Origin of the sequence: Pseudomonas capeferrum, from assembly GCF_000731675.1 — a bacterium.
GTDB classification, from domain to species: Bacteria; Pseudomonadota; Gammaproteobacteria; order Pseudomonadales; family Pseudomonadaceae; genus Aquipseudomonas; species Aquipseudomonas capeferrum.
On record NZ_JMIT01000001.1, the window covers coordinates 947,583 to 970,581 of the forward strand.

Annotated in this window: 16 protein-coding genes and 1 pseudogene; 11 read left to right on the forward strand and 6 right to left on the reverse strand. The window is 64.5% G+C overall.

The window, feature by feature from the left end; genetic code table 11:
- Positions 1–23 precede the first annotated feature (23 nt).
- A complete protein-coding gene (locus PC358_RS04170; RefSeq protein WP_033697748.1) occupies positions 24–1,352 on the reverse strand; it encodes an MFS transporter in 1,329 nt (442 codons plus the stop codon).
- A 163-nt stretch (positions 1,353–1,515) separates the two neighbouring features.
- On the opposite strand from PC358_RS04170, the gene PC358_RS04175 reads away from it, so the two are divergent.
- The 9 genes from PC358_RS04175 (at position 1,516) to asnB (ending at position 12,029) form a co-directional block, all read left to right on the forward strand.
- Positions 1,516–2,613 (forward strand): sugar diacid recognition domain-containing protein, encoded by a 1,098-nt coding sequence (locus PC358_RS04175; RefSeq protein ID WP_033697751.1) that lies wholly within the window; start codon positions 1,516–1,518, stop codon positions 2,611–2,613.
- Positions 2,614–2,728: 115 nt separating this feature from the next.
- Positions 2,729–3,889 (forward strand): glycerate kinase, encoded by a 1,161-nt coding sequence (locus PC358_RS04180; protein ID WP_033697753.1) that lies wholly within the window; start codon positions 2,729–2,731, stop codon positions 3,887–3,889.
- A gap of 203 nt (positions 3,890–4,092) precedes the next feature.
- A complete protein-coding gene (locus PC358_RS04185; protein ID WP_033697755.1) occupies positions 4,093–5,409 on the forward strand; it encodes an AMP-binding protein in 1,317 nt (438 codons plus the stop codon).
- The gene (locus PC358_RS04190; protein ID WP_033697757.1) at positions 5,406–7,121 is read left to right on the forward strand and encodes a prenyltransferase/squalene oxidase repeat-containing protein; all 1,716 of its coding nucleotides are present in this window, start codon (positions 5,406–5,408) and stop codon (positions 7,119–7,121) included. Before PC358_RS04185 ends, PC358_RS04190 begins: the two co-directional genes overlap by 4 nt.
- Positions 7,122–7,130: 9 nt before the next feature.
- Positions 7,131–7,538, forward strand: a complete 408-nt coding sequence (locus tag PC358_RS04195) for a hypothetical protein (protein WP_033697759.1) — start codon at positions 7,131–7,133, stop codon at positions 7,536–7,538.
- Complete coding sequence (locus tag PC358_RS04200) at positions 7,535–7,819, forward strand: acyl carrier protein (RefSeq protein ID WP_033697761.1); 285 nt, start codon at positions 7,535–7,537, stop codon at positions 7,817–7,819. The genes PC358_RS04195 and PC358_RS04200 overlap by 4 nt, the downstream gene beginning before the upstream one ends.
- The gene (locus PC358_RS04205; protein WP_033697764.1) at positions 7,816–8,811 is read left to right on the forward strand and encodes an AMP-binding protein; all 996 of its coding nucleotides are present in this window, start codon (positions 7,816–7,818) and stop codon (positions 8,809–8,811) included. Before PC358_RS04200 ends, PC358_RS04205 begins: the two co-directional genes overlap by 4 nt.
- Complete coding sequence (locus tag PC358_RS04210) at positions 8,798–10,183, forward strand: amidase (protein ID WP_033697766.1); 1,386 nt, start codon at positions 8,798–8,800, stop codon at positions 10,181–10,183. Before PC358_RS04205 ends, PC358_RS04210 begins: the two co-directional genes overlap by 14 nt.
- A gap of 10 nt (positions 10,184–10,193) precedes the next feature.
- Positions 10,194–12,029, forward strand: coding sequence for an asparagine synthase (glutamine-hydrolyzing) (gene asnB, locus PC358_RS04215; RefSeq protein ID WP_033697768.1), 1,836 nt, complete (start codon positions 10,194–10,196; stop codon positions 12,027–12,029).
- A 2-nt stretch (positions 12,030–12,031) separates the two neighbouring features.
- On the opposite strand, the gene PC358_RS04220 is transcribed toward asnB, so the two are convergent.
- On the reverse strand, positions 12,032–12,973 hold the full coding sequence (locus tag PC358_RS04220) for a LysR family transcriptional regulator (protein WP_033697770.1): 942 nt from the start codon (positions 12,971–12,973) through the stop codon (positions 12,032–12,034).
- Positions 12,974–13,176: 203 nt separating this feature from the next.
- Between PC358_RS04220 and PC358_RS28315 the strand changes: the two are divergent.
- Together PC358_RS28315 and PC358_RS28320 are read left to right on the forward strand one after the other, a co-directional pair.
- Positions 13,177–13,815, forward strand: a pseudogene (locus tag PC358_RS28315) (SDR family NAD(P)-dependent oxidoreductase); the annotation flags it as partial.
- Between the two features lie 216 nt (positions 13,816–14,031).
- Complete coding sequence (locus PC358_RS28320; RefSeq protein WP_476748383.1) at positions 14,032–14,895, forward strand: SMP-30/gluconolactonase/LRE family protein; 864 nt, start codon at positions 14,032–14,034, stop codon at positions 14,893–14,895.
- Here PC358_RS28320 and PC358_RS04235 read toward each other — a convergent pair.
- From PC358_RS04235 to PC358_RS04250, 4 genes are all read right to left on the reverse strand, one after another.
- Complete coding sequence (locus PC358_RS04235; RefSeq protein ID WP_081874709.1) at positions 14,885–15,865, reverse strand: site-specific integrase; 981 nt, start codon at positions 15,863–15,865, stop codon at positions 14,885–14,887. The two genes, PC358_RS28320 and PC358_RS04235, sit on opposite strands and share 11 nt — an antisense overlap.
- A gap of 34 nt (positions 15,866–15,899) precedes the next feature.
- Complete coding sequence (locus PC358_RS04240) at positions 15,900–18,269, reverse strand: putative bifunctional diguanylate cyclase/phosphodiesterase (protein WP_050506050.1); 2,370 nt, start codon at positions 18,267–18,269, stop codon at positions 15,900–15,902.
- An 80-nt stretch (positions 18,270–18,349) separates the two neighbouring features.
- Positions 18,350–19,336, reverse strand: a complete 987-nt coding sequence (locus PC358_RS04245; RefSeq protein WP_033697778.1) for an SCO family protein — start codon at positions 19,334–19,336, stop codon at positions 18,350–18,352.
- A gap of 60 nt (positions 19,337–19,396) precedes the next feature.
- Positions 19,397–22,789, reverse strand: a complete 3,393-nt coding sequence (locus tag PC358_RS04250; RefSeq protein ID WP_033697779.1) for an Ig-like domain-containing protein — start codon at positions 22,787–22,789, stop codon at positions 19,397–19,399.
- Positions 22,790–22,999: the final 210 nt, after the last annotated feature.

A 22,999-nucleotide genomic window follows, 5' to 3' on the forward strand; every position in this document is an offset into this window, starting at 1 on the left:
GGCTGTGGCGCATTGCAGGTGTTTTAGGTGGACTTTACCGTGGCCAGCGCGCCAGCGCGCGTTACCCGCAAGGCCACCAGGCTACCCACCACGATCAATGCCGCCAACGAATACAGCGCGGCATCGGTCGACCCGGTCTGGTCCTTGATGAAACCGACCAGATACGGGCTGAGGAAGCCCGCCATCTGCCCCACCGAGTTGATCACCGCCAGCCCGGCCACGGCCGCACCGGCGCTGAGCAGCGCGGTGGGCATTGGCCAGAACATTGGCAGGCCGGTGAGCGCGCCCATGGTGGCGATCGACAGGCCGAGGATGGCAATCGGCGGGTTGCCGGCGAAGTTCACGGCGATCAGCAAGCCGATGGCGCCCATCAGCATTGGCACTACAAGGTGCCAGCGGCGCTCGTTGCGCAGGTCGGCCGAGCGCCCGCAGACGATCATGAACACCCCAGCCAGCAAGTACGGAATGGCGCTCAGCCAGCCAATCAGCAAGGGGTTGTCGAAGCCCATGCTCTTGATGATCGACGGCAGCCAGAAGTTGATCGCGTACACACCGCTCTGGATACAGAAGTAAACGAAACCGAACGTCCAGATCAGCGGGTTGGTCAGCACTGCGAGCACGCTGTCACCGCTGGTGGCGGGCTTGCTGGCGGCATCGGCTTTAAGGTCGGCCTCGATCAGTTGGCGCTCGGTCGGGTTCAGCCACGTGGCTTTCTGGTAGCCGTCGCTGAGCAGGCGGATGGCCAGGAAACCCAGGATGACGGTGGGCACGCCCTGGATCAGGAACATCCATTGCCAGCCGGCAAGGCCATGCTGGCCGGCGGCGAAATGTTCGAGGATCCAGCCGGAGAACGGCCCGCCCAGCAGCCCCGACACCGGGATCGCCGACATGAACAGGGCCATGATGCGGCCACGGCGGGCGGCCGGGAACCAGCGCGAGAGGTACAGCACCACGCCTGGGAAGAAGCCGGCTTCGGCGGCGCCAGTCAGCAGGCGCAACGTGTAGAACTCGGTGGGTGTGGTGACGAACAGCAGGCAGGTCGAGAGGCTGCCCCAGGCGATCATCATCAACGCGATCCAGCGCCGTGGGCCGAAGCGGTTGAGTGCCAGGTTGCTCGGCAGGCCGCAGAGCACGTAGCCGATGAAAAAGATACCGGCGCCGAGGCCGTAAACGGTTTCGCTGAAGTTCAGGGCGTCGAGCATCTGCAGCTTAGCGAAGCCGACGTTGACGCGGTCCAGGTAGTTGAACAGGTAGCAGATGAAAATGAACGGAATCAGCCGCAGGGTGATGCGCCGGTACAGCGCGTTACGGGTGGTGTCCGTGCCTTGGTCAGGGGCGGGGCTGTGTGCCATGATCGGGTTCTCTGTTGTTATGGTTGTCACCGCGTCGCCTGTTCCGGCGCTCGCCCTGACGAGTCTGGCGGGACTGCGGCGTGCCTGTCTTTGTGCTTTTGCACAGCGCTTGGCCAAGGCTGCTGTGCCCGCGACCAAAGCCTACCACCCCAAGGACCGTTGAATGTTCGAACTCGACCATGACCTGGCGCAGGATATCGTTGATCGGGCGATGGCCATCCTGCCCTGCAACGTCAATGTCATGGACAGCCAGGGGCTGATCCTTGGCAGTGGCGAGCCGGAGCGTATCAACACCCGTCACGAAGGCGCGCAACTGGTGCTGGCCAACGGCCGCATCGTCGAGCTGGATGTGGACGCGGCAAAGTGCCTCAAGGGCGTACAGCCAGGGGTGAACCTGCCGCTGATGCTCGATGGGCGGCTGATGGGGGTGCTGGGCCTGACCGGCGACCCACAGCAGTTGCGCACCTATGGCGAGCTGGTGCGCATGACCGCCGAGATGCTCCTGGCCCAGCGCCATCTGCAGGTCGAGCAGCAATGGCGGCGGCAGCGTTGTGACGATTTGCTGGCCTTGTTGCTGGGTGGCAGCGGCGATTCACCCAGGTTGCTCGACGAAGCCCGGCAGTTGGGCCTGAAACCCCAGCTGCCCAGGGTGCCCTGCCTGTTCGAGCTGGAGTCGGGGCCAACCGCCGAAGCCTTGTCGGCCTGGCTGACCAGCCGCTACCCGGACAGCTGGTGCGTCAGCCCCGCACGCCAGTCGCTATTGTGGTGCCGCCCGGCAGCCTTGGTGCTGGACGAAGCGCGGCTGCTCGAGCGCCTGCAGCGCCACGGCTGGCAGGTCGAGCGCCTGGCCCTTGGTTGCGTGGCGCAGAGCCTGGAGCAGTTGCGCCGAGGCTATCGCCGGGTGCGCGACTTGCTGGCCTATGGGCAGGAGGTGCTGCCCGCCGAACGCCTGCTCAGCCTTGAGCGCTATCGGTTACCGGCCTTGCTGTGGCGCCATCGCAATGACGATGCCCTGGATGAACTGCTCGAACCGCTGCAACGCATCCGGGCCAAGGACGCGAGTGGTCAGCTGATTGCGACCTTGCGGGCCTGGTGCGCCCATGATGGCCAGAGCCAGGCCTGTGCCGATGCCTTGGGCATTCACCGCAACAGCCTGCGCTACCGGCTGGAACGGGTCGCCGAGCTGGGCGAAGTCGACCCGCTGCGGATGGAAGGCATGCTCAGTTTGTACCTGGGGTTGCAACTGCTGCCGGCCGGTTGAGGGGGGGGGGCGAAGGCATTTGCCCAAACAACGCCTCTGCTGTTTTGTGCATTTGACCGAGGCCAGCTTGCCAGGCAACTGTCAGCATGCCGCTCATCTGGACAGGAGAATCCCCATGAAGATCGTCATCGCCCCCGACTCGTTCAAGGACAGCCTCGACGCTGCCGGTGTCACCCGCGCCATTGCCCTGGGCCTGGCCGAGGTGTGGCCGGATGCCGAGCTGGTCGAATGCCCCATGGCCGATGGCGGTGAAGGCACCATGGAGGCCATTCTTGCCGCCAGCCAGGGCGAACTTCGCCGCCTGGCCGTGCGTGGGCCTTTGGGGCAAACCGTCGAGGCCGGTTGGGGGTGGCTGGCGCCGAGCCGCACCGCAATCATCGAGATGGCCCAGGCCAGTGGCCTGCAATGGGTGCCGACCGAGCAGCGTGATGCGTGCCGCAGCAGCACCTGGGGTACTGGCGAGCTGATCGCTGCCGCGTTGGCCGCTGGTGCCAGGCGTATCGTGCTGGCAATTGGCGGCAGCGCTACCAATGACGGTGGCAGCGGCATGTTGTGCGCCCTGGGCTTGCGCCTCCTGGATACCGATGGCAAAGCGCTGGAAGAAGGGGGCCTGGCCCTGGCAAGGCTGGCGCACATCGATGCCAGCGACCTGGACCCACGGCTGGCCGAAGTGCAGGTCGAAGTGGCTGCTGACGTTGACAACCCGCTGTGTGGGCCCAATGGCGCCTCGGCGATCTTCGGCCCGCAGAAAGGCGCAAGCCCGCAACAGGTGCAGGCGCTGGACCAGGCGCTGGGGCATTTTGCCGATCACTGTGCGCGGTTGCGCGGTGAGGATGTGCGCGACTTCCCTGGCTGTGGCGCCGCAGGCGGCATGGGGTTCGCGGCCAAGGCGTTCATGGGCGCGCAATTTCGCCCTGGGGTGGAGGTGGTGGCGGAGCTGGCCGGGCTCGATGCGCTGGTGCAGGGTGCTGACCTGGTGGTGACCGGCGAAGGACGCTTCGACGCCCAGACCCTGCGTGGCAAGACGCCGTTGGGCGTGGCCCGGGTCGCCAAGCGCCACGGTGTGCCGGTGGTTGTACTGGCCGGCACGCTGGGGGAGGGCTACCAGCAGCTGTATGCCCATGGGATTGACGCCGCTTTTGCCTTGGTCAACGGGCCGATGAGCCTGGAGCAGGCATGCGCCAACGCGCCAACGCTACTGCAGGCGCGCGCGGGTGATATCGCCCGGCTGTGGCGCTGCGCTCCTGCAGCCCCCAAAACGCATGTGAAATATTAAAAACATCTTAGTCTGATACCTCGCCCAAAACACAAGGCGAATCGGGTGCTTTTGCCAGAAAAGTACTACATACAGCGAGCGTAAAAGCCCCTATTTAGGCCGATTAATACCTGGCAACTCTCACCGTCGCCGAGAAATAAGTATTTTACTAACCCCCTGTCGCTCGCCAATTCTCTGCGCTGCACATTTGAGAGGGCGAGTCGATGTTGGTTCATGGCGATAAGGATTTCGAAGTATTGAAGAACGCCGAGCGCGAACTTCAACAGCAGGTCGGGCATATCCCCGATGCCGGGTTTTATGAGCGAAAGTTGCAAGCAGCCTGGATGCGAGCACAGCACAGCGCTCACTACGCAGAGATAGGCCCCTACCGTTTTTCGGCGTTTCAGCAATTACCGCTGACGGCCAAGGCCTTGCTTAAACGTCAACCATTGGCGTTCTGTACCGTGGCCCTGGGCGATGCGGCCAAGTACTACGCCACTACCGGCACCACGGGCGAGCCGACCCCGACCCCGCGCCTGAAACAAGACATCATCTGGAATGCTGTCAGCGTCGCCGCCCACTGGCGCTCGGTGCTGCGCCCGGGAGCACGGGTGGCCAACCTGATGCCATCGGACATCGTCCCGGTCGGCGACCTGATCGCCAATGTCTGCGAATACCTGGATGTTTCCCATGTGCGGCTGTATCCGTTCACCACCGGCATCACCGACTGGGAGCGGGTGTGCAACACCTTCGACACCTACCGGCCAACGGTGCTGTTCATCGCCCCCGGCGTGCTGGTACAGCTGACCCGCTACCTCAAGCAGCGGGACCTGTTGCACACCTTCGCCCAGTCGGTGCGCTCGATCATGCTGCTGGGCGAGGTCAACACTCAGCCGTTTCGTGAACGTCTGGCCCGTGGCTGGCAGTGCGAGGTGTTCGACGCCAGCTATGGCAGCACCGAAACCGGCACCTTGGCCGCCGTGGGCGAAGACCAGCAGATGCGCCTGGCCACAGCCACCCACTACTTCGAACTGCTGTTGCCCGACGGCAGGCTGGTGACGCCCGCCGAGGGCCTTACCGGGCGCCTCGTGGTCACCCCACTGAACCTGTATGCCCGCCCGTTGCTGCGGCTGGACACCGGCGACAGCGTGACCATCACCGCGCCGTGGCAGCCCGGGCAGCTCAGCCCCAGCTTGCTGATCAATGGCCGCGACAGTGACAGCATCATGATTGCGGGTGTCAGCCTTGAGATTCGCGCGGTCGAAGAGGTGGTCTACGGCACCTGTGACGCCACCGGCTACGTGATCGAAATCGACCGCCAGAACGACAGCGCCGCCTTGATCCTGGAGCGCGACGTGCACTGGGACAACGCGCAGGAAAGCCAACTGCAAGCGCAACTGCTGGAACGCTCCCAACAGCTGATGGGCCTGCGCTGGAGCCGCGTGCTGTTCGTCAACAACCTGTCGGCCATCAACAAAAGTGGTGGCTCGCAAAAAAGCTGGAAGAAGACCAACCTGCGCTTCGTGGGGGGCAAGCAATGACCGCACCACGCTTTGCGCAAGGGCGCGGCCTGGGCAATGGCCAGCCTGACCTGTGGTGCACCTACGCCGCCGTGCGCAGCCTGGCCTGGGTCGAGCGCCTCGACAGCGTCGATACGGCCAGCCTGCACACCTACATTCAGTCCCGCCGCAACCGTGACGCTGGCTTCGCCTGGAGCAAAGGCATGCCGTCCGACGCCTGGGCCACGTTCTATTGCTGCGAAACGCTCAAAGACTTGGGCATTGCCATCGAGCAAGGCACCCAGACCGCCGAATGGCTGCATACCCTGTTCGACGGTGACGCCTACGCCATGTGCCCGGGGCAGACCGCAGACGTCTGGGCCACCCACTATGCGGTGCGCACCTTGGTCGAGGTTTGCGATGGCCGCGTGGCCGACCCCGATGCCTTGTATGCCTGGCTGGAAGGGCTGCAGTGCAGCAATGGCGGCCTGAGCTGGTCGGCGGACTTTGCCCGGCGCAACCTGGCCGATACCCGTGCCTGCTTCTATGGCGTGATGGCTGCGCGCGCGCTGGCTCGGCAAGGGCTGCCAGCGCCGGCCTGGGACGTGCCGCGGTTGATAGGCTGGTTGCAGGCGCAACAGATGGACGACGGTGGCTTTCGCTTCAGCGAAGCCGCCGAACGGCCTTGCCTGTGGGCGACCTACCGCGCCACGGCCAGCCTCGCAGCATTACAGGCGCAGCCGCTGGGGCCCGGCGAGTGCGTCGCCTGGATCGAGGCGCTGCGTGGCCCGAGCGGCGCCTTCGTGCGCTGGCAGGGCTATGACGTCGAAGATGTCTGGGCCGCCTTTTGTGCGGTGGGCTCGCTCAAGGCGCTGGGTGAGCCGGTCGCACACCTGGCAGATGCCATCGCAAGCTTCATCGCGACCCTGGCGTTGCCTCAGGGTGGTTACACCTATCGGCAGGTCGACGCTGCGGCTGATGTGCTGACCACGGCGGCCGCAGTGATCGGTGGACAGATGACGGATGCACAGCGGGCGGATGCGCTGCGCTGGATCGAGGGCTGCCAGATGCCGAACGAGCCCGGGATCATGTACATGCCGGGGCGTGGGGCCGAAGTGCGTTGCACCAATTGGGGCCTGGCCGCCGGTGCCTTCGCTGACCGCCCCGACGCACGCAAGGCAGTCGGACACTGGCTGGCCTCGCTGCAGAACCCCGACGGTGGCTTCGGTTTCTGGGAGGGGCGTGGTTCTGACCTGGTGTCCACTGCATCGGCGGTAGCGATTCTGCAGCAACTGGGTAACAACGCCGGTGTCGACCTTGTCGAGCTCGAAGCCTTTGTCGCCAGCTGCTGCCAGCAGGGCCGCCATGCCGCGTACCCGCGTGGGCAGGTCTCTTTGCGCGCCAGCCTGCAGGCATTGATCTGCCTGCGCCATGTTGGCCGGGATGTTCGCGCGCAGGCAAGCGACCTGCTCGCCGCGCACAAGGTGCGCCAGGGCGGCTTCGCCAACCAGGGGCAGCGCATCCCTGATCTGCTCAGCACCTACCAGGCCGTGGCGTTGGCCGCAGCGCTGGGGTTGCCGGTCGACCTGGCGCACCTGCGCTTCTTCCTCGACAAGGTGCGCAGCGGCCCGGGGTATGCCTGGTCGCCGCTCTACCTGCAGGGGCACGACGCGTTGTCGGGCTGCCTGGGGCGCCTGTTGCAGGCGTTTGCCGACGGCAAGTGCCTGCACCTGCCCAACTTGCAGCTGTCGTGAGGAGCAGGCATGCCGACCATCACTGTTACCTGCGCGCCGCTGCAGGCCATTGAACGCAAGCGCCTGGCCCTGGCCTTCACGCGCCAGCTCAAGGCGCTGGGTGCCGAGCCTGCGCACTGCATGGTGTTTTTCAACCCGCTGACGCCTGGCTGCGTGTTCGGCGCGGGCATGCCGTTGCCTACCGTGGACGGTGACGGCGCCGCCTTGCAGTTCTACCTGCGCATCACCTTGTCGGTGGCGCGCGATGCAATAGCCCACGCGGTATTGGCTGAGGGCCTGCACCGCTGCCTAGCCACGCACTACCCGGATGCTTTTGTCTATCTGCAGTTCGACCCGATCCTGCCGGAACAGGTGTTCTACAGCACGGGAGCGGAACTTATCAATGCCGGCAACCCACAAGGAACAACAGGCCCGTGAGCAACTTATCTATTGAACAGCGTATTCGTCAGGCATTGGCGCAGTTACTGGGCGACGAAGTCCTTGCCATCGAGAAACAGGATAGTTTTCGCGACTTCATTGGCGAGCGTTTCGACAGCCTGATGGCCGTCGAAGTCATTACCGCCATTGAAGGCTGTTTTGAAATCGAAGTGGATTACCTGAGTGACGATGTCCGCTACTGGTTTGAAACCTTGGAGAAGATGGAAACGTTCGTCGCCCAGAAGCTTGAAGATCAATTGACCCTGCAGGCCGCTGAATGAGCAGCGACCATTTGTTCACCACATCGGGCTCTACCGGTGTGCCCCGCCAGTGGCTGCGCAGCCACGCGCAGATGACCCAGGAGGCGGCCTTGATACTCGGCCACTGGGCGGCTGGCGCGACCGAGGTCCTGTCATTTGCGCCGAGCACGCACAGCTACGGCATGATCCTGGGCGAGGTCGGCGCGCAATGGCTGAACGCGCGGCTGCAAGCCTGCTCCCTGGAGCAGCAGGTATTGCCGCAACTCGATGGCGACGGGCCTTGTGTGATCCTCGCCATTGCCAGTACCTGGCGGCTGTTGCCCACCCTGTTGGCGCGCCTGTCGGCACGGCGCTCGGTGCTGGTGGTGCACAGCGCTTCGCTGCTGCCCCCCGACGCCTTGGCCATCGTCCAGCGCCTTGCCGGGCCGCAGGTGCGCTTCATCGAACTGCTGGGCGCCACCGAAACCGGCGCCATGGCCGTTCGCGAGCTGGATGCGCAAAGCAACGCGGAGCAACCCTGGACGCTGTTGGGCGACGTCACGTTGCTCAGCCCGATCGGCGCGCCGAGCCCGCTGGAAGTCAGCAGCCCGCGTATCGCCCGGGAGCAGGGGGCTGCGGCACCGGCCAGCCGTCACCGTTGCGATGACCTGGTGCTGGCGTTGGACGCCCGACGCTTTCAATGGCTGGGCCGTGCCAGCAGCCTGATCAAGGTCAACGGGGTACGGCTCGACCTGGCACGTGTGGCCAGCGAGCTGAGCCAGCAACTGCACTGCCCGACCCTGGCCTGCGTGGCGGTGCGCGATGCGCTGCGCGCCGAGGCGTTTGAAGTGCTGTTCAGCTCGGCAACGTTGACCGAGCGGGCAGTGCGTGAAGCGTTCACACACTGGCCAGCGCACCACCCGCGACCGGTCGCCGTGCGCCGGGTCGCCCATCTGCCTCTGTCTGCCACCGGCAAGCCCCAGCCGTGGGCGGCCGCAACTTCTGTCAAGGAATACACCCATGAGCCACGCTGATACCCAGAACACCATCGCCCATTACCTGAACCACTGCGGTGCGCCGCTGGACAGTGGCCGCGAGCAACCCGAATACCTTGGCCTCAGCCTGCGCAAGCGCCTCGAACTGCTGCAGCGCAGCCCCGCGCTGGCGGCTGACTGGGCCGCGCAGTACGACGCCTGGCGCGACCATGCCGACAGCCACTATCGGTGCCTGACCAGCACCCGCCCGGCCGAGGCACCGTGGTTTCGGCTGGGGGTCAAGGACACCGTGGATGTCGCCGGCCTGCCGACCCGTCTGGGGCTGCGCAGCTACCGTCACTACCCGCAGCGCAGCGCCAAGGCGCTGACCTGCCTCGATTCGCGCATCGTGCTGACCAGCAAAGTGGCGACCACCGAGTTGAACATTGCGTTCGGCGCAGGCTGTCGCAACCCGCACTACCCGAGCATCGATCCGTCAGGGTCCAGTACAGGGTCTGCGGTCTCCGTGGCGGCGGGCCTGTGCGATATTTCGTTGGGTACCGATGTACTCGGTTCGGTGCGCTGGCCGGCATCGCACTGCGGCATGGTCGGCTTGCGCATGACCCAGAAGGCCGCCAGCCTAGCCGGGGTATTCCCACTGTCGCCACGCATGGACGCCCTCGGTTGGGTCACCCGCAGTGCCGACGACCTCGACTTGCTACTGCCATGGCTGGGCCTGGCACCGCTGCTGGGGGATCAGCAACCGCTCAAGCCGCACTACCGAGTTGGCCTGTTGGCGCACGCCCTGGACCCGGCACTGACCAGCGCGCCCATGCTCGACATGCTGGGCCAGGCCCGAACCGCCTTTGCCGACCTGGGCATGACGCCGCGCGACGTCGCCATGCCGGAACTGTGGGCCTGCCGTGGCGATGCCTGGCAGCTGTGTGCGCGTGACGCCTGGCTGGCCTCGGCCGCCTGGGCACGCCGCTTCGACAGCGAACTGCACTGGTCGACCCTCAGTGCGCTCAAGGTCGGTGAAGGGGTGAGCGACAGCGATTATCAGCGCATTCATGGGCGCATGGACGCCGTGCGCGGGGGCATCGATGCCTGGTTCGACAGCGCCCAGGTGGACTTCGTGGTCTTTCCGATGGACCCGAACCGGCCATTCGACCGGCGCAACCCGCAACCGGGTGACTCGACCATTCCGTCACCCCACGATCACGATTACCCGCAGAAGATCGGCTTCACCCCACTGGCCAGTTTCAGCGGCCTGCCAGCCATCACCGTGCCGGTTGCCCTCAGTGCCGACGGCAAGGCGCCGTTGGCCATCCAGATCATGGGCCGACGCGACAGCGAGCAGCAGCTGCTGGACATCGCCAAACGGCTACAGGCGTTGATCGGCCTGCTGCCTACCCGCCGTCTTCAGGTGTAAGGAGCGAGCCATGTGCGGAATTACCGGCTGGGTGGACTACACCCGCGACCTGAGCCAACAGCGCCAGGTGCTCGGCGCCATGACCGACACCCTGGCCCTGCGCGGGCCAGATGCCAGCGGCAGCTGGCAGCACCGGCATGCCTTGCTGGGCCACCGGCGCCTGGCGATCATCGACCTGAGCGGTGGCGTGCAGCCGATGACCTACCGCTTCGCCAGTGGTGAGGAAGTGGCGCTGGTGTATACCGGCGAGGTCTATAACCACAATGCCCTGCGCGAGCGCCTGCGCCAGGCCGGGCACACCTTTCAGACGCACAGCGACACCGAAGTGGTGCTGCACGCTTACCTGGAGTGGGGCGAGCAGTGCTGCGACTACCTCAATGGCATGTTCGCCTTTGCCGTGTTCGACGGGCGCGATGGCCATTTCCTGCTGGTACGTGATCGCCTGGGGGTCAAGCCGCTGTACTACGCCCGCCACCAGCAGGGGCTGCTGTTCGGCTCGGAGATCAAGGCGGTGCTGGCGCACCCCGACTTCGCCAGTGCCCTGGACGCGGTCGGCCTGGTGGATGCCCTGAGCCTGAGCCGGGGTACCACCCGCACGGCGTTGCGCGGGGTCAGCGAACTGCCGCCCGGGCATCGGTTGTCCTTGCGGCCCCAGGGGCAGGTCAGAATCAGCCGCTATTGGCAACTGCAACGCCGAGCGCACGAGGACGACCTGGCGACCACGGTCGAGCGCACTCGCGAGCTGCTCGACAACGCGCTGGGCGAGCAGCTGCACGCCGATGTGCCGGTCTGCTCGCTGCTGTCCGGTGGCCTGGACTCGACCCTGCTCACCGCCATGGCGCAACAACGGCTTCAGGCGGAGCAGGGCGGGGCGGTGAACTCGTTCTCGGTGGATTTCGTCGGCCAGGCCGAACAGTTTCAGAGCGACGCGTTTCGCCCGGAGCGCGATCAACCTTACGCCCTGGCTGCCGCGCAGTACATCGGCAGCCAGCACCAGACCATCCTGATCGACAACCGCGAGCTGGTAGCGGACGCAGCGCGTCTGGCGGTGTACCGCGCCAATGACAGCGCGGCAACCTTCGGCGACGTGGATACCTCGCTGTACCTGCTGTTCAAGGCCATCCGCGCGCACTCTACGGTGGCAATATCCGGTGAGGCGGCAGACGAGGTATTTGGCGGCTATGCCTGGTTCCGCGATCCGCAGGCCGTGGCGGCAGCGCGCTTCCCTTGGTTGTCGCGCATGCAACTGCTGCAGCCTGGGCTGATCAACCCGGAGTTCAACCGTACCTGCGACTTTGCCGGCTATCAGGACAGCTGCTATCACCAGGCCATGGACAGCGTCGAGCACCTGCCGGGTGACAGCCCGCTGGAGCGGCGCATGCGCGAGATCTGCCACATGCACCTGCAGCGTTGGCTGCCGATTCTGCTCGACCGCAAGGACCGCCTGAGCATGGCCGCCAGCCTCGAAGTGCGGGTGCCGTTCACGGACCACACCTTGGTGGAGTACGTGTACAACGTGCCGTGGTCGATCAAGGGCAAGGATGGCGAGGAAAAATGGTTGCTCAAGCAAGCCAGCGCCGGCCTGGTGCCGCCTGCGGTGTTGCAGCGGCGCAAGAGCCCGTACCCGACGTCGGCCAACCTGGCCTATGAACGCTTCCTGCGGGGGCGCATCGGGCAGTTGCTGAATGCGCCAGGCCAGCCGGTGTTTCAGGTCATCGACCGTGGCCAGCTGGCCGCCGAGTTGCGCCAGCCCGAGGGCTACTTCAACTCGCAGCTGCGGCGCAACAACCTGGAGACCGCCTTGGCGCTCGATACCTGGCTGCAGGAGTATCGCCTGACGCTGTAGGGCTACAGGATCAAAGGGCTCTGCAGGGTGTCGCTGAAGCGCTTCGGCGCGCCCTGGTCGAGCATGGCGATGAAGCTGCCCAAGGCAGGCGAGGCGTTCTGAGTGTTCCAGTTCATGTACAGGCCCATGGTCGGGGTCGGCTGGTCCTTGATCGGGCGTATCGGCCGGAACTGCACACGGTCGCGCAGCGTGGAGTAGGCGATCGACTCGGGCACCAGGGCCACGCCGAAACCACAGGCCACCAGGCCGATCAAGGTATGGATCTGCGCCGCTTCCTGGACAACCTTGGGGTAGAAACCGGCCGACTCGCACAGGGCGATCAACTGGCTGTGGTAGCCACTGCCCAGGGCTTGCGGGGTGAACACGAAGTCCTCTTCGGCGAAGTCGCGCAGGTCGACCAGGGGCTGCTGCGCTTTGGCGTGGCTGGCCGGCAGGGCCATGATGATCTGCTCGTTCAGCAACAGCCGCGATGCGATGATGTCGGGCGGCATCGGCAGTTTACGCATGAAGCCGATGTCGGCTTCGCCGGCCAACAAGGCCTTGGCCTGGGAGGCTGAGGGCATCTCCCGGATGGTCAGGCGCACATTCGGGTAGACCTCGCGGAACCTGCGCAAGGTGGTGAGCAGCGACTCGTAGTACGCGATGGAAATGGCCGTGATGGTCAGCTTGCCGCAGATGCCTTCGGAAACATTGCGCGCGTACTCGATGCCTTGCTCCAGTTCCTTGAGCGTGCGGTAGGCGGTTTCCAGGAAGGCCATGCCGGCGGCGGTCAGCTTGACCCCACGCTTGTTGCGCAAGAACAGGCTGAAGCCGAGCTTTTCTTCAAGGCGGTTGATCGCTTGGCTCAGGGGCGGCTGCGCCATGTGCAGGCGGATGGCAGCCTTGTGGAAGTGCAGTTCCTCGGCCACGGCAATGAACTGCCTGAGCAAACGTGTTTCGATCATTCTACGTTCCTTCATCGACATGCAGGGTGCCCGGAAGGCGGCCGGGCCGCCCCTGCAAGGCGGCCATCATAGTGCGTGGCACCCGAGTGACAAAGCCCGGTGATATCCCTGAGATATCAAAGTTGCATGCTTTTAATATTAAGTCATTGATTTTTTTATTGTTATCGTAAAAAAGGAGAATCTGAAGGTGCCCCGCAATGCCCATGACAGACCCTTTCAATAATAAAGTTGCCATCATTACCGGTGCCGCCCAAGGGCTGGGCCTGGCCTATGCCATGGCGCTGGCCGAGCGTGGCGCCCGGGTGGTGATCAGCGACCTGGGGACTGACCGCGCTGGCCAAGGGCAAGACCCGTCAGCACTGGACCAGGCGCTCGAGGCCCTGCAGGCCAAGGGCTGCAACGTGGTCGCCCATGCCGGGCAACTGGAAGACGAACGTGAATGCCAGCAGTTGATCGAGCTGGCCATCGAGCATTTCGGCTCGCTGGACATCCTCATTCACAATGCTGGTTGGGTCGATTACCAGGGGATCGAGGCGCAGGAAGAGGGCTTTCTTCAGCGTGCGCTGGGCATCAGCGTGCACGCCCCGGTGTGGCTGGCCAAGCATGCCTGGAAGTACCTCAAGCACTCGGCGGCGCCGCGTGTGGTGCTGACCACCTCGGACCGCGCCATGTACCAGCGCTATTCGCAGCCCGGCCTGGTGGCCTACTCGGCCGGCAAGATGGCCCAGGTCGGCATCATGAACGCGTTGAGCATGGAAGGGCAGGAGCACGGCATTCTGGTCAATGCCATCTCGCCCGTGGCCAAGACCCGCATGTGGGGCGTGACCGACGCACCGGAAGAGCTCAAGCCCGAATGGGTCACGCCGGGGGTGTTGTACCTGGCCAGTTCACTGTGCCGTGACACGGGGTACATCCTGCGTGCCAGCAACGGGCAGTTCACCGCCACCCGTTTCACCGAGAACAGCGGCGTCAGCTACCCGCGCGACCTGGCGCGGGTGCAGGCGGGCAACCTCAAGGAAGTGGCCGAACGCTGGAGCCGTATCAAGGAATGCCACTATGTGCCGGTCAAGGTCGCCAACACCCGTGCCGACTTGGGCGAAAGCCCGGTCTGGGACGTGCACAGCGGCGCGCTGTACTTCGTCGACATCTCCGGTGGGCGCATCAATCGGCTGAACCCGGATGGTGAGGTCGAGAGCCTGTATGAATCGGCGGCGCGCATTGGTGCCCTGGCGTTGACCGACAAGGGCAACCTGATCTTCACCGAAGACTCCAGCGTCGCCATTCTTGACGTGAACGCGCGCAAGGTGCGGCAGTGTTCCGTGCCGGTCCATCCGCGTTCAACCTACCGCTTCAACGATGGCGCCTGCGACCCCCAGGGGCGTTTTGTCAGCGGCCTGATGGACGAAGCGCCCAGCGGCAATACCGGTGCCTTGTTCCGTTTCGAGGCACAGCTGAGCGACGAGGTGATCCACGACGGCATGGCACTGCCCAATGGCCTGGCCTGGTCGGAAGATGGGCACACCGTGTACTTCGTCGACTCGGTCGCCCGTTCCATCTACCGCGCCGAATACCTGCCGGAAGGCCGCCTGGCCGAAGTCGTGCTGTTCGCCGAAACCCCCGCCGAGCTGGGCCGCCCGGATGGCATTGCGCTGGACCGTGAGGGCGGGCTGTGGGTCTGCCAGTTCAATGGCAGTTGCCTGTTGCGTTACGACCGTAACGGCCACCTGACCGACCAGGTGGTGATGCCGGTGCCACGCCCGACCAGTTGCTGCTTTGGCGGCGAAGGCATGGCCACCTTGTACATCACCACGGCGCGTTTCGGCATGAACGCGGTTGAACTGCGGCACTATCCGGATGCCGGCGACCTCTACGCCATTCGCCCGGAGATCGCTGGCATCCACCGCCACGCCTTCAAGGAGTGAGCTGATGCATCCGGCTGGCCGGTAACACGGCCAGCTCGCCAAAGCGCTGCGCTGCATCGATGTAGCGCAGCGCCGACTTGGCGTCTTTCCAGCCCACGTAGCTCATCAACGCCTTCAGCTCCCAACCATTGGCCGTGGCCCAGGTGGCGAAACCGCGGCGCAGGGAGTGGCCGGTGTACAACGCCGCCGGCACCCCGGCACGCTCCAGCATGCGCCTGAGCAGGCCGACCAGGCTGTTGCTGTTGAGCGGCGCGTCGCCGAGGTTGCCCCAGCGGTCGAGCTTGCGAAACACCGGGCCATGCGCGATGCCGGCCACTTCCAGCCATTGCAGGTAGGCGGTGACCGGGCACAGCGCCTTGAGTGCCGGTGTGCGGTGCTGCACGCCAAGCGCTTCCCGGTCGCCCTTGCTGCGCGGCAGGAACAGCGTGATGCCGACACCCGCCTCGGCCTGGATATGTTCGATGCGCAGCCGGGCCAGCTCATCACCGCGAAACCCTCGCCAGAACCCCAGCAACAGCAACGCGGCATCGCGACGTGCGCGGCGCAGCGCGGTCAGGTCATGGTTTTCGAGTGCCTGGCGAGCTTCGTCCTCGAAGCACTGCACCGCCGTTTGCAGGTGCTGCAGCAACAGCGGTGCGGCCTGCTTCGGAGGGGTCGGGTGCAGGGTGCGGATACCGCGTAGCACCTGGCGCACCAGCGCTGCCTTGGTCGGGTCAGGGAAGCCCTGGCTGATATGCCATTGGCTAAGGGCCGCAAGGCGTTGGCGCAGGGTGCTCACGGCGTGCTGTCCGGCGTGGTCGGCCAGGTAGCGGGCTACCGCCTCGGCAGTGGCCGGCAGAAAGCCGCCCCATTGGGTCTCGAAATGGTCGATGGCAGCCTGGTAGCTGCGCCGCGTGTTGTCGCGGGTGGCGGCGCGGACGTAGCGCTCGATGTCGGTCATGGTGCGGTAGCCGGTATTCAGTGGTGACACGATAAACCGAATCGGCGGGTATGTCCTGGCACACTTAGCCGCTGTGGCCCATGGCACTGGTTTCGAGTGTATACGCGGGTGAACCCGCTGCCACCAAGTCCTCGATGCCGTTGAAAGGCGGGTAGTCGAGCAGTTGCGCCGGCGACAGCGGGCGGCTGAAGTGATACCCCTGAGCGATGTCGCAACCGGCGAGCTTCAGGCACACCACTTGCTCGCGGGTTTCCACGCCCTCGGCGACCACCTCCAGGCCCAGGCGCTTGGCCAGGATGATGGTGGAGGAGACGATCGGGCTGTCGTCGTGGCTGTTGGACAGCGGCGCAATCAGCGAGCGGTCGATCTTCAACTTGCTCAACGGCAGCGAATGCAGGTGGGCAAAGCCCGCATAACCGCGCCCGAAATCGTCCAGGCTGATGCCCAGGCCCGCGTCGCGCAGGCGGTGCAAGTGGCCGACTGCAGTGCCCTCGGGGTCGAGGATGGTGGTTTCGGTGATCTCCAGCTCCAGCCGTTGCGCGGCAATTCCGTACCCCTGCAACTGGCTTAGCAGCCGCGTGCTGAAGTCTGCCTGGCGCAGTTGCAGCGCCGAGACGTTGACCGCCAGGCGTGCTTCACGGCCCTGGGCGTGCCAGCGCGCCAGTGCCTCGCAGGCCAGGCGCAGCACCTCCCAGCCGAGCTCGATGATGAAGCCGCTGCGCTCGGCCAGGTCGATGAAGCGGTCCGGGTAGAGCAGGCCGAATTCAGGGTGGTCCCAACGCACCAGAGCCTCGTAGCCCAGCACCTGGTGGGTATCGAGGCGGATCTGCGGCTGGTAGTGCAGGACGAACTGGTGCTCGGCCAGGGCTGCGCCAAAGGCCTGTTCGAGGGTGAAGGCATGGATATCGATCAGGTTCAGCGAGGGGTCGAAGAAGCGGTACTGGGCACGCCCGGCCTGCTTGGCCGAGTACATGGCGGCATCGGCGCAGCGGATCAGGCTGTCGATCTCCTGGCCATCGCGTGGGCAGATGCTGACACCGACACTGGGGCTGGTGTTGACCTCCTGGCCATCCAGGGCATAGGTGGCCGAGAGTTTCTGCACCAGTTCGCGTACCCAGGCGTTGATCTGCTCTTCGCTGCGCTGCCCGGCTAGCAGCACCACGAACTCGTCACCGCCAAAGCGCGAGGCCTCGTCGCCGGGCTCCAGCAGGCGCTGAATACGCCCGGCCACGGCTTGCAGCAGCAGGTCGCCGATCTTGTGACCGAGTGAATCGTTGATCGACTTGAAACGGTCCATGTCGATGAACAGGATCGCCATCAGCCGGCGCTGGCCCCGTTGTCGGGTCAGCGCAAACCCCGCCACCTCGACGAACTGGCGGCGGTTGTGCAGGCCGCTGAGGTGATCGGTGGCGGCGGCATGGCTGCTGCGCCGGTGGGCCTCCTCGAGCCGCTCGATCAGTTGCTGGTTGACCTGTTGCGCATGCTCCAGGGCACTGAACGCTTCCTGGCGTTTGCGCAGCAGGCGCAAGGTCCAGGCCAGGCTGGCGAGAATCATCAGGGTCATGCTGAGGTTCAGCCAGAACTGGCGGGCGTAGGCCTGCGTCGAGGGCGCAAGAATCGCTTCGTAGCGCTGGCTGACCACCACGCTGAAGCCGCGTTCGGCAACCCGCCGGTACAGGCTCTGGTAGGCGCCACCGGGTGAGTACTGGGTCAGCGCCCCGGCGTCTGGCCCCGCTTGTGGCAGCCCGGGCTCGAGGTTGTCTGCGGCCATCAGCACGCCACTGGCGTCGATGCGCAGGCGTTCCTGGCCATCGTCCTGCAGCAGGCGCATCAGGCCCGTGCTGCCCAGGTCGATGTGCTGGAACAGTACCGCCAGGTAGCCGATGTCCAGTTGCACCACGAGGATGCTGTCGATTTCACGGCCAGGCAGGTCGGTCAGCGGCATTATGAACGGCAGGCGCCAGCTAGGCATGGCGTTGATGCCGGGTGCTTCGGCGCTGGGCAGGAAGGGTTTGAAGCCATAGCGGGCCACGTGCAACTGCAACTGGCGCAGCCAGTCTTCAGGCAGTGTCGCGGCCTCGTCGGCATGGCTGGCCGACACCAGCCGACCCTGCCGGTCGTACAGGCTCATGCGTTTGAACACCGGGTCTTCGGCGAGCAGCCGCGCCAGGTTGGCGTTGCCCTGGCGCAGCGCCTTCATGTCGCCCTGGGTGACGCGGCCCACGGCCTGGGCCCGGTCGACCAGCTGGCGCAGGCTCTGCGCGACAATGCTGGCCAGGTTCAGGTGTTCGGCAGCCTTGGCCGACAGTGCATCCTGGCGTGCGGCGGCCTTCTGCGAAACGTGCAGCCCCCAGAGAAAGGCCAGGGTGGCTGCACACAGCATCAGGACCAACAGGCGCAGAAGGCTTGCAGAAGAGAGCGAGCGGCGAATCACGGCGGAGGGTCCCGACCCAGGGTGATGCCGGCAAAATACGACAGCAAGATGACAGGCTAATGACTGATGGCCAATTGCTTCTAAGGTTTTGCCGTATCCGTCAAAGGCGTCTGCAGGCGCGTGGTTTCTTCTTCCATATAGGCCATCAACGCGCTGACCTCGGCATCGCCCAGGCGCAGGTTGGGCATCGCCAGGCGGTTGTACTGCTCATACAGCAGCATGGCCAGCGGGTCTTTCTGTGCAAGCATCTGGTCAGGCGCTTTCAGCCAACGGCTCAACCAGCTGGCATCGCGTTGGCGGGTTACCCCCAGCAAGTCGGGGCCGATGCCCTGTTGCATACCGGGCTCGGTGTTGCCCAAGGTGTGGCAGGAGGAGCAGCGGGTACGGAAGATCTGCTCGCCACTGCTGGGCGAGCGCACTTCCGGCGCCTGGGCATAGTCGTTGGCCATGGCGCTGGCTTGTTTCCAGTTGTGCAGGCTGTTGCCCAGGCGGTCGGCGAGGATATAGGGGCTTTCGAAGGGCGAGGCTTTCATCCAGCGGCCGGTGGCCTGGTTGCCGATGATCAAGCTCAGGTTGTGGTCTTTGGAGCGGCCGTTTTCCAGGCCCTCTATGTACAGGCCCAGGCTTCTGCGCAATTGCTCGATGTCGTCGGGCTCGCCGGTGAGCAAGGTCCACCCGGGGCCGATGGCGAATTTTTCGGCGTAGCGTTTGAGGGTGGCGGGGGTGTCGTTGTAGGGGTCGATGCTGATGGAGTAGAGGAATATATCCTTGCCTACGCGGTCGCCGAGGATCTTCTGCACCTGGCGCAGGCGGGCGGTTTCAACCGGGCAGGAATCGGAGCAGCCGGTGAAGATGAAGTTGATGGCGACGACCTTGTCCTTAACCAGGTCGTCGAAGAAGCGGACCTTTTCGCCATCCTGAGTGAGCAGGGGGGTATTGGGGAAGTAGTCGGCGCCCCAGGGCGTAGCAGCTTCGTTGGTAGGGGCTTGCTGGGGCTGTACGGGCCAGAACGGGACACTGGCAGCGAACAGCGACAGCACGAGCAGAACACGCCATGAGCCGGTCATGATGCACGCCTCGGAAGGTGAGCCAGTGGGGCTGCGCAGCAGCCCCGTTTCGCCAAGCGATTACTTGTAACTGATCGGCACCGTCACGCTTTGCCCCAGCGTCGATTTCACGGTCGCCGTTGCGGGCGTTGCCGGGCCGTAGCCGGTGGTGGTGACCGACACCCGCCAACGGGCACCGGTGGTGGCTGCGGTCAGCGTGGCCGCGCCCAGGTTCAGCGGGCCGTTGGTGGTTGCCACCGACACATTGATGCTGTTGCCGGTGGCGATCGAGGTCGTCCCTATCAGCTCCCAGGTGTAACGGTTGCCGCTGCGCAATTGCACCGAGGCACTGCTGACCTGGATAACGTCGACGGGTGCTGCGGGGCTTACTGCAACGCTGACCGTGGCCGGGACCACCGACTCGGCACCTTTGGTATCACGTGCCGAGTAGGTGAAGCTGGCAGTGAACGGCGTGGCGACAGTGGCCGGTGGTGTGTAAGTCACCGTGGTGCCATTGGTACTGGTGGTACCCTGGCCAGAGTCCGGCTGGCTCAAGCCAATGATGGTCAAGGGCAGATTGCGCTCGGGGTCGGTGTCGTTGGCCAGCACACTCAGCGTAAGTGCCTTGCCTGCTGTGGTGGCTGCACTGTCGCTGACCGCAACCGGTGGCTTGTTGACATCGTCATCATCGTCATGGGCAGCCGTGCGGAAGGTCGGCAGGCCAACGGAGGCGACGTATTCTACGCCGTCCCAACCCGGCAACGGGGTTGGCATCACCTGGAATTGGCCAGGGTGTTCCAGGTCCCAGCGCAGCAGCATGGACGAATCCTCATGCTGGGTGTTGTGGCAGTGCTCCATGTAGGTCCCGGCGAACTCACGGAAGCGGATTGCCACATCCAGTTCTTCCGAGGAGTCGGTTTCCGAGCCGATGCGGTAGACGTCCTTGCGTGCCCATTTCTCCCATTCTGGCGGTGCCTTGCCGTCGCGGCTGAGCACGATGCCTTCCTCGAAGTGAACGTGGACTGGGTGGCTCCAACCATTACCGCCATTCTTGATCTTCCAAACCTCCAGGGTGCCATCGCCGCTGAAACCGGCGGGTGTGGCTTGGCTGGCCAACTGAGGGGCGGCATTGATGCGCCGTGGGTCCATGCTGTAGCCGAAGCCACCATCGGTCTTGATGGTCCAGGGCTGAGTGTCAGTACCATCCGAACGGCCAAAAAGGAATTCGCGGTGGCGAGCATCCTTGAGTTTGGCCTGGTCGGCAACGGCGTTGCGGTCGAGGGTCAACGGAACCATTTTCAGGCCTGCAGCCTTGCCCGGCTTGGCCGGTTCATAGGCAACTGGGTCCATACTCAGGTCCTGGCCACTGTAGGGCTGTACCAGCAACTGCAGGAACTTGCCCACTACCGGGTCGCCATTGTCCCATTGCGGGCCCTTGCTGGTCTGCTTGATGACAGCCTTGTATTTCTCCGACAGCACGTCCGCCAGCGCGATGGCCATGTTCGGGCCCTTGCCGGACTGGTGCTCCATCAGGTTGATGAAGTACAGCTTGTCGCCGGCCTTGATGCCGTTCTTGGCGAAGTTGATGATGATGTCGTAACGCTCGGCAATGCCTTGCACCGGCAGGATGCCGTTGTTGTCCTTGAGGTCGCCGTCGCCATTGAGGTCCAGGGTGCCGTCGAACGGCACGGCGTGTTCCATGATGTTGCCGTCGTTGGCGATCATGTGGAACGGCACGCGGGCATACGACAGGTTGGAACCGGTCGGCCCCTTGAATTCGCCGCTGGTGCCGGCGATTTCACGCACCACAGCGAACTTGAAGTAGCGCGAAACCGAGCCGTTGAGCAGGCGGAAACGGTAGCTGCGCGCCCGCACTTTAAGCTTTGGCTGGTACTGCCAGTTGACCAGGATCTGGTCGCCGAGGAAGCCGTCGGTGTTGAACGGGTTGAACCACAACTGGCCGTTGGCATCCCAGGCCTTGTCGGCGATCACCAGGTTGACGTCATAGTCGCGGTTGCCCCAGGGCATGCCCGAACCACTGGGCAAGCGCAGGTTGACGCCGTCCTGTAGGGCCTCGTTGCCGCGGTCCAGGGCGCTGTAATAGTTCATCATCGCGGCGTTGCCTTTGTAGACGTTCTGCGCCGTGAAATCCATCATGTGGTCGTGGAACCAGTGGCTACTCATGGTTTCGCGCCAGTCGCCACGAATCTTGATGCTGCCGTTTTCGCAGGTCTTCAGGCCAGGCGACGCATCATTCACAAACAAGGTTTCGCCAGGTGAGCAAGGGAACGCTGCACGCGGGTCCTGGGCACGGGTATTGATCGTGTCGTAGCCAGCCAACTGGACCGGCCAACGGTAGTCGTAGTACTGGCCGGGGAAAAAGTAGGCATTGGCAAAGCCATCGCTCTCGGCCGGTGAGTGGCCGTTATGCTCGTGGGTCGAGAGGGTGTGCAGGCCAAAGCCACCGTTGGCCGAAGGGTCGATCGGCAGGGCGTTGTAGTGGCGCATCAGGATCGGCTGGCCATACCGCACCATCAGCAGCTTGGGCGGGAAGGTGCCATCGAACGACCACAGCGATTTGTGGTTCTGCAGGGGCATGCTTGGGTGAAAACGGGTGTCGATGCCCTTGGTGGTGCCCAGCGTGGTAGGGATGTCCGAGGTCTGGTAGTACAGCCCGCCCGGCGCGAACTCGCCGGCCGCATAGTTGTGCAATTGCTTGCGGTCGCGCAGCCCGAGGTTGATGCGTGCACCGGCCTGGGCGGTCTTGAATGCAGCCTGGGGGTAGAACTCGTTCCAGCGCTGATGGGACCAGCCTTTTCCTGGTGGCCGGCCCTCAGCCGGCGAGCCGACCGGTTGGCGGTTGAGGAACATTTCGATCTGCGCCTTCCAGGGGTTGCGGTCGAGCACGTTGGCGTATTGGGTCGGGAAAGGGTACAGGCCAGGTTGCTTTAGAAACGCCTCCAGCGCCGTGCCACTAGGGCCGCTGCGGGCGACGATGTTGGGGTCTTGCGCAGGTGCAGCGCCGAGGGTGGGCACCGGGAACGTCAGGCTCGGTACTGGGATGCTTGGGTCGAGCTTCTCGGGGCCGAACTCTTCGAACAGCAGCAGTTGCTGGGTGAACGGCTGCGCACCGAACAGCGGGCTCGGTTTACCGTTGGTGGGGTATTTTTCGGAGGTTTGCAGGGCGGGCGGCAGCACGTTGTCCTTGCGCACGGTGGTGCGGTCGCCGTAGGCACCGTCGGTAAGTTCCAGTGAGCCTTCGTTGGCTTCCGGCAGGGTATACAAATTGAGTAACGCCGGGTTCGGGTCGGCCGGCTGATTGGAGTAAGCCGACGGGTCGGTCGGCGGGGGCTGGCTGACGTCATCAAGGGAGGAGGCGATGGCCGGGATCAGCCCAAGGCCGAGCATCAGCACGGTGACGGAAGACAGCCTGAAGGCGTGCCTGGTTGGGTGGATCACGGCAGGTGTTTTCATTGCCCTGTGCCTCGCTCGCGGCTAAATGGCTTGGAGCCATCAATGGCGTTTTGCCTGGTTTAGGGGCCTGAGCAACGGCTGTGCCAACAGATGTTTCGGTAATGCTTTGTTAAACAAATCCTTGCGGCGCCTGAGTCGCGCTTAATAATGGGGTGTCAAAAAATGGGTATAAGTCCCCACAAGCGGGGTACCCATGCCCACTGTTTGGGT

What these genes read in the sequence shown, in the direction of transcription:
- PC358_RS04170 (WP_033697748.1), bottom strand. Translation starts at nt 1,352, where the DNA reads ATGGCACACAGCCCCGCCCCTGACCAAGGCACGGACACCACCCGTAAC.
- PC358_RS04175 (WP_033697751.1), top strand. Translation starts at nt 1,516, where the DNA reads ATGTTCGAACTCGACCATGACCTGGCGCAGGATATCGTTGATCGGGCG.
- PC358_RS04180 (WP_033697753.1), top strand. Translation starts at nt 2,729, where the DNA reads ATGAAGATCGTCATCGCCCCCGACTCGTTCAAGGACAGCCTCGACGCT.
- PC358_RS04185 (WP_033697755.1), top strand. Translation starts at nt 4,093, where the DNA reads ATGTTGGTTCATGGCGATAAGGATTTCGAAGTATTGAAGAACGCCGAG.
- PC358_RS04190 (WP_033697757.1), top strand. Translation starts at nt 5,406, where the DNA reads ATGACCGCACCACGCTTTGCGCAAGGGCGCGGCCTGGGCAATGGCCAG.
- PC358_RS04195 (WP_033697759.1), top strand. Translation starts at nt 7,131, where the DNA reads ATGCCGACCATCACTGTTACCTGCGCGCCGCTGCAGGCCATTGAACGC.
- PC358_RS04205 (WP_033697764.1), top strand. Translation starts at nt 7,816, where the DNA reads ATGAGCAGCGACCATTTGTTCACCACATCGGGCTCTACCGGTGTGCCC.
- PC358_RS04210 (WP_033697766.1), top strand. Translation starts at nt 8,798, where the DNA reads ATGAGCCACGCTGATACCCAGAACACCATCGCCCATTACCTGAACCAC.
- asnB (WP_033697768.1), top strand. Translation starts at nt 10,194, where the DNA reads ATGTGCGGAATTACCGGCTGGGTGGACTACACCCGCGACCTGAGCCAA.
- PC358_RS04220 (WP_033697770.1), bottom strand. Translation starts at nt 12,973, where the DNA reads ATGATCGAAACACGTTTGCTCAGGCAGTTCATTGCCGTGGCCGAGGAA.
- PC358_RS04245 (WP_033697778.1), bottom strand. Translation starts at nt 19,336, where the DNA reads ATGACCGGCTCATGGCGTGTTCTGCTCGTGCTGTCGCTGTTCGCTGCC.
- PC358_RS04250 (WP_033697779.1), bottom strand. Translation starts at nt 22,789, where the DNA reads ATGAAAACACCTGCCGTGATCCACCCAACCAGGCACGCCTTCAGGCTG.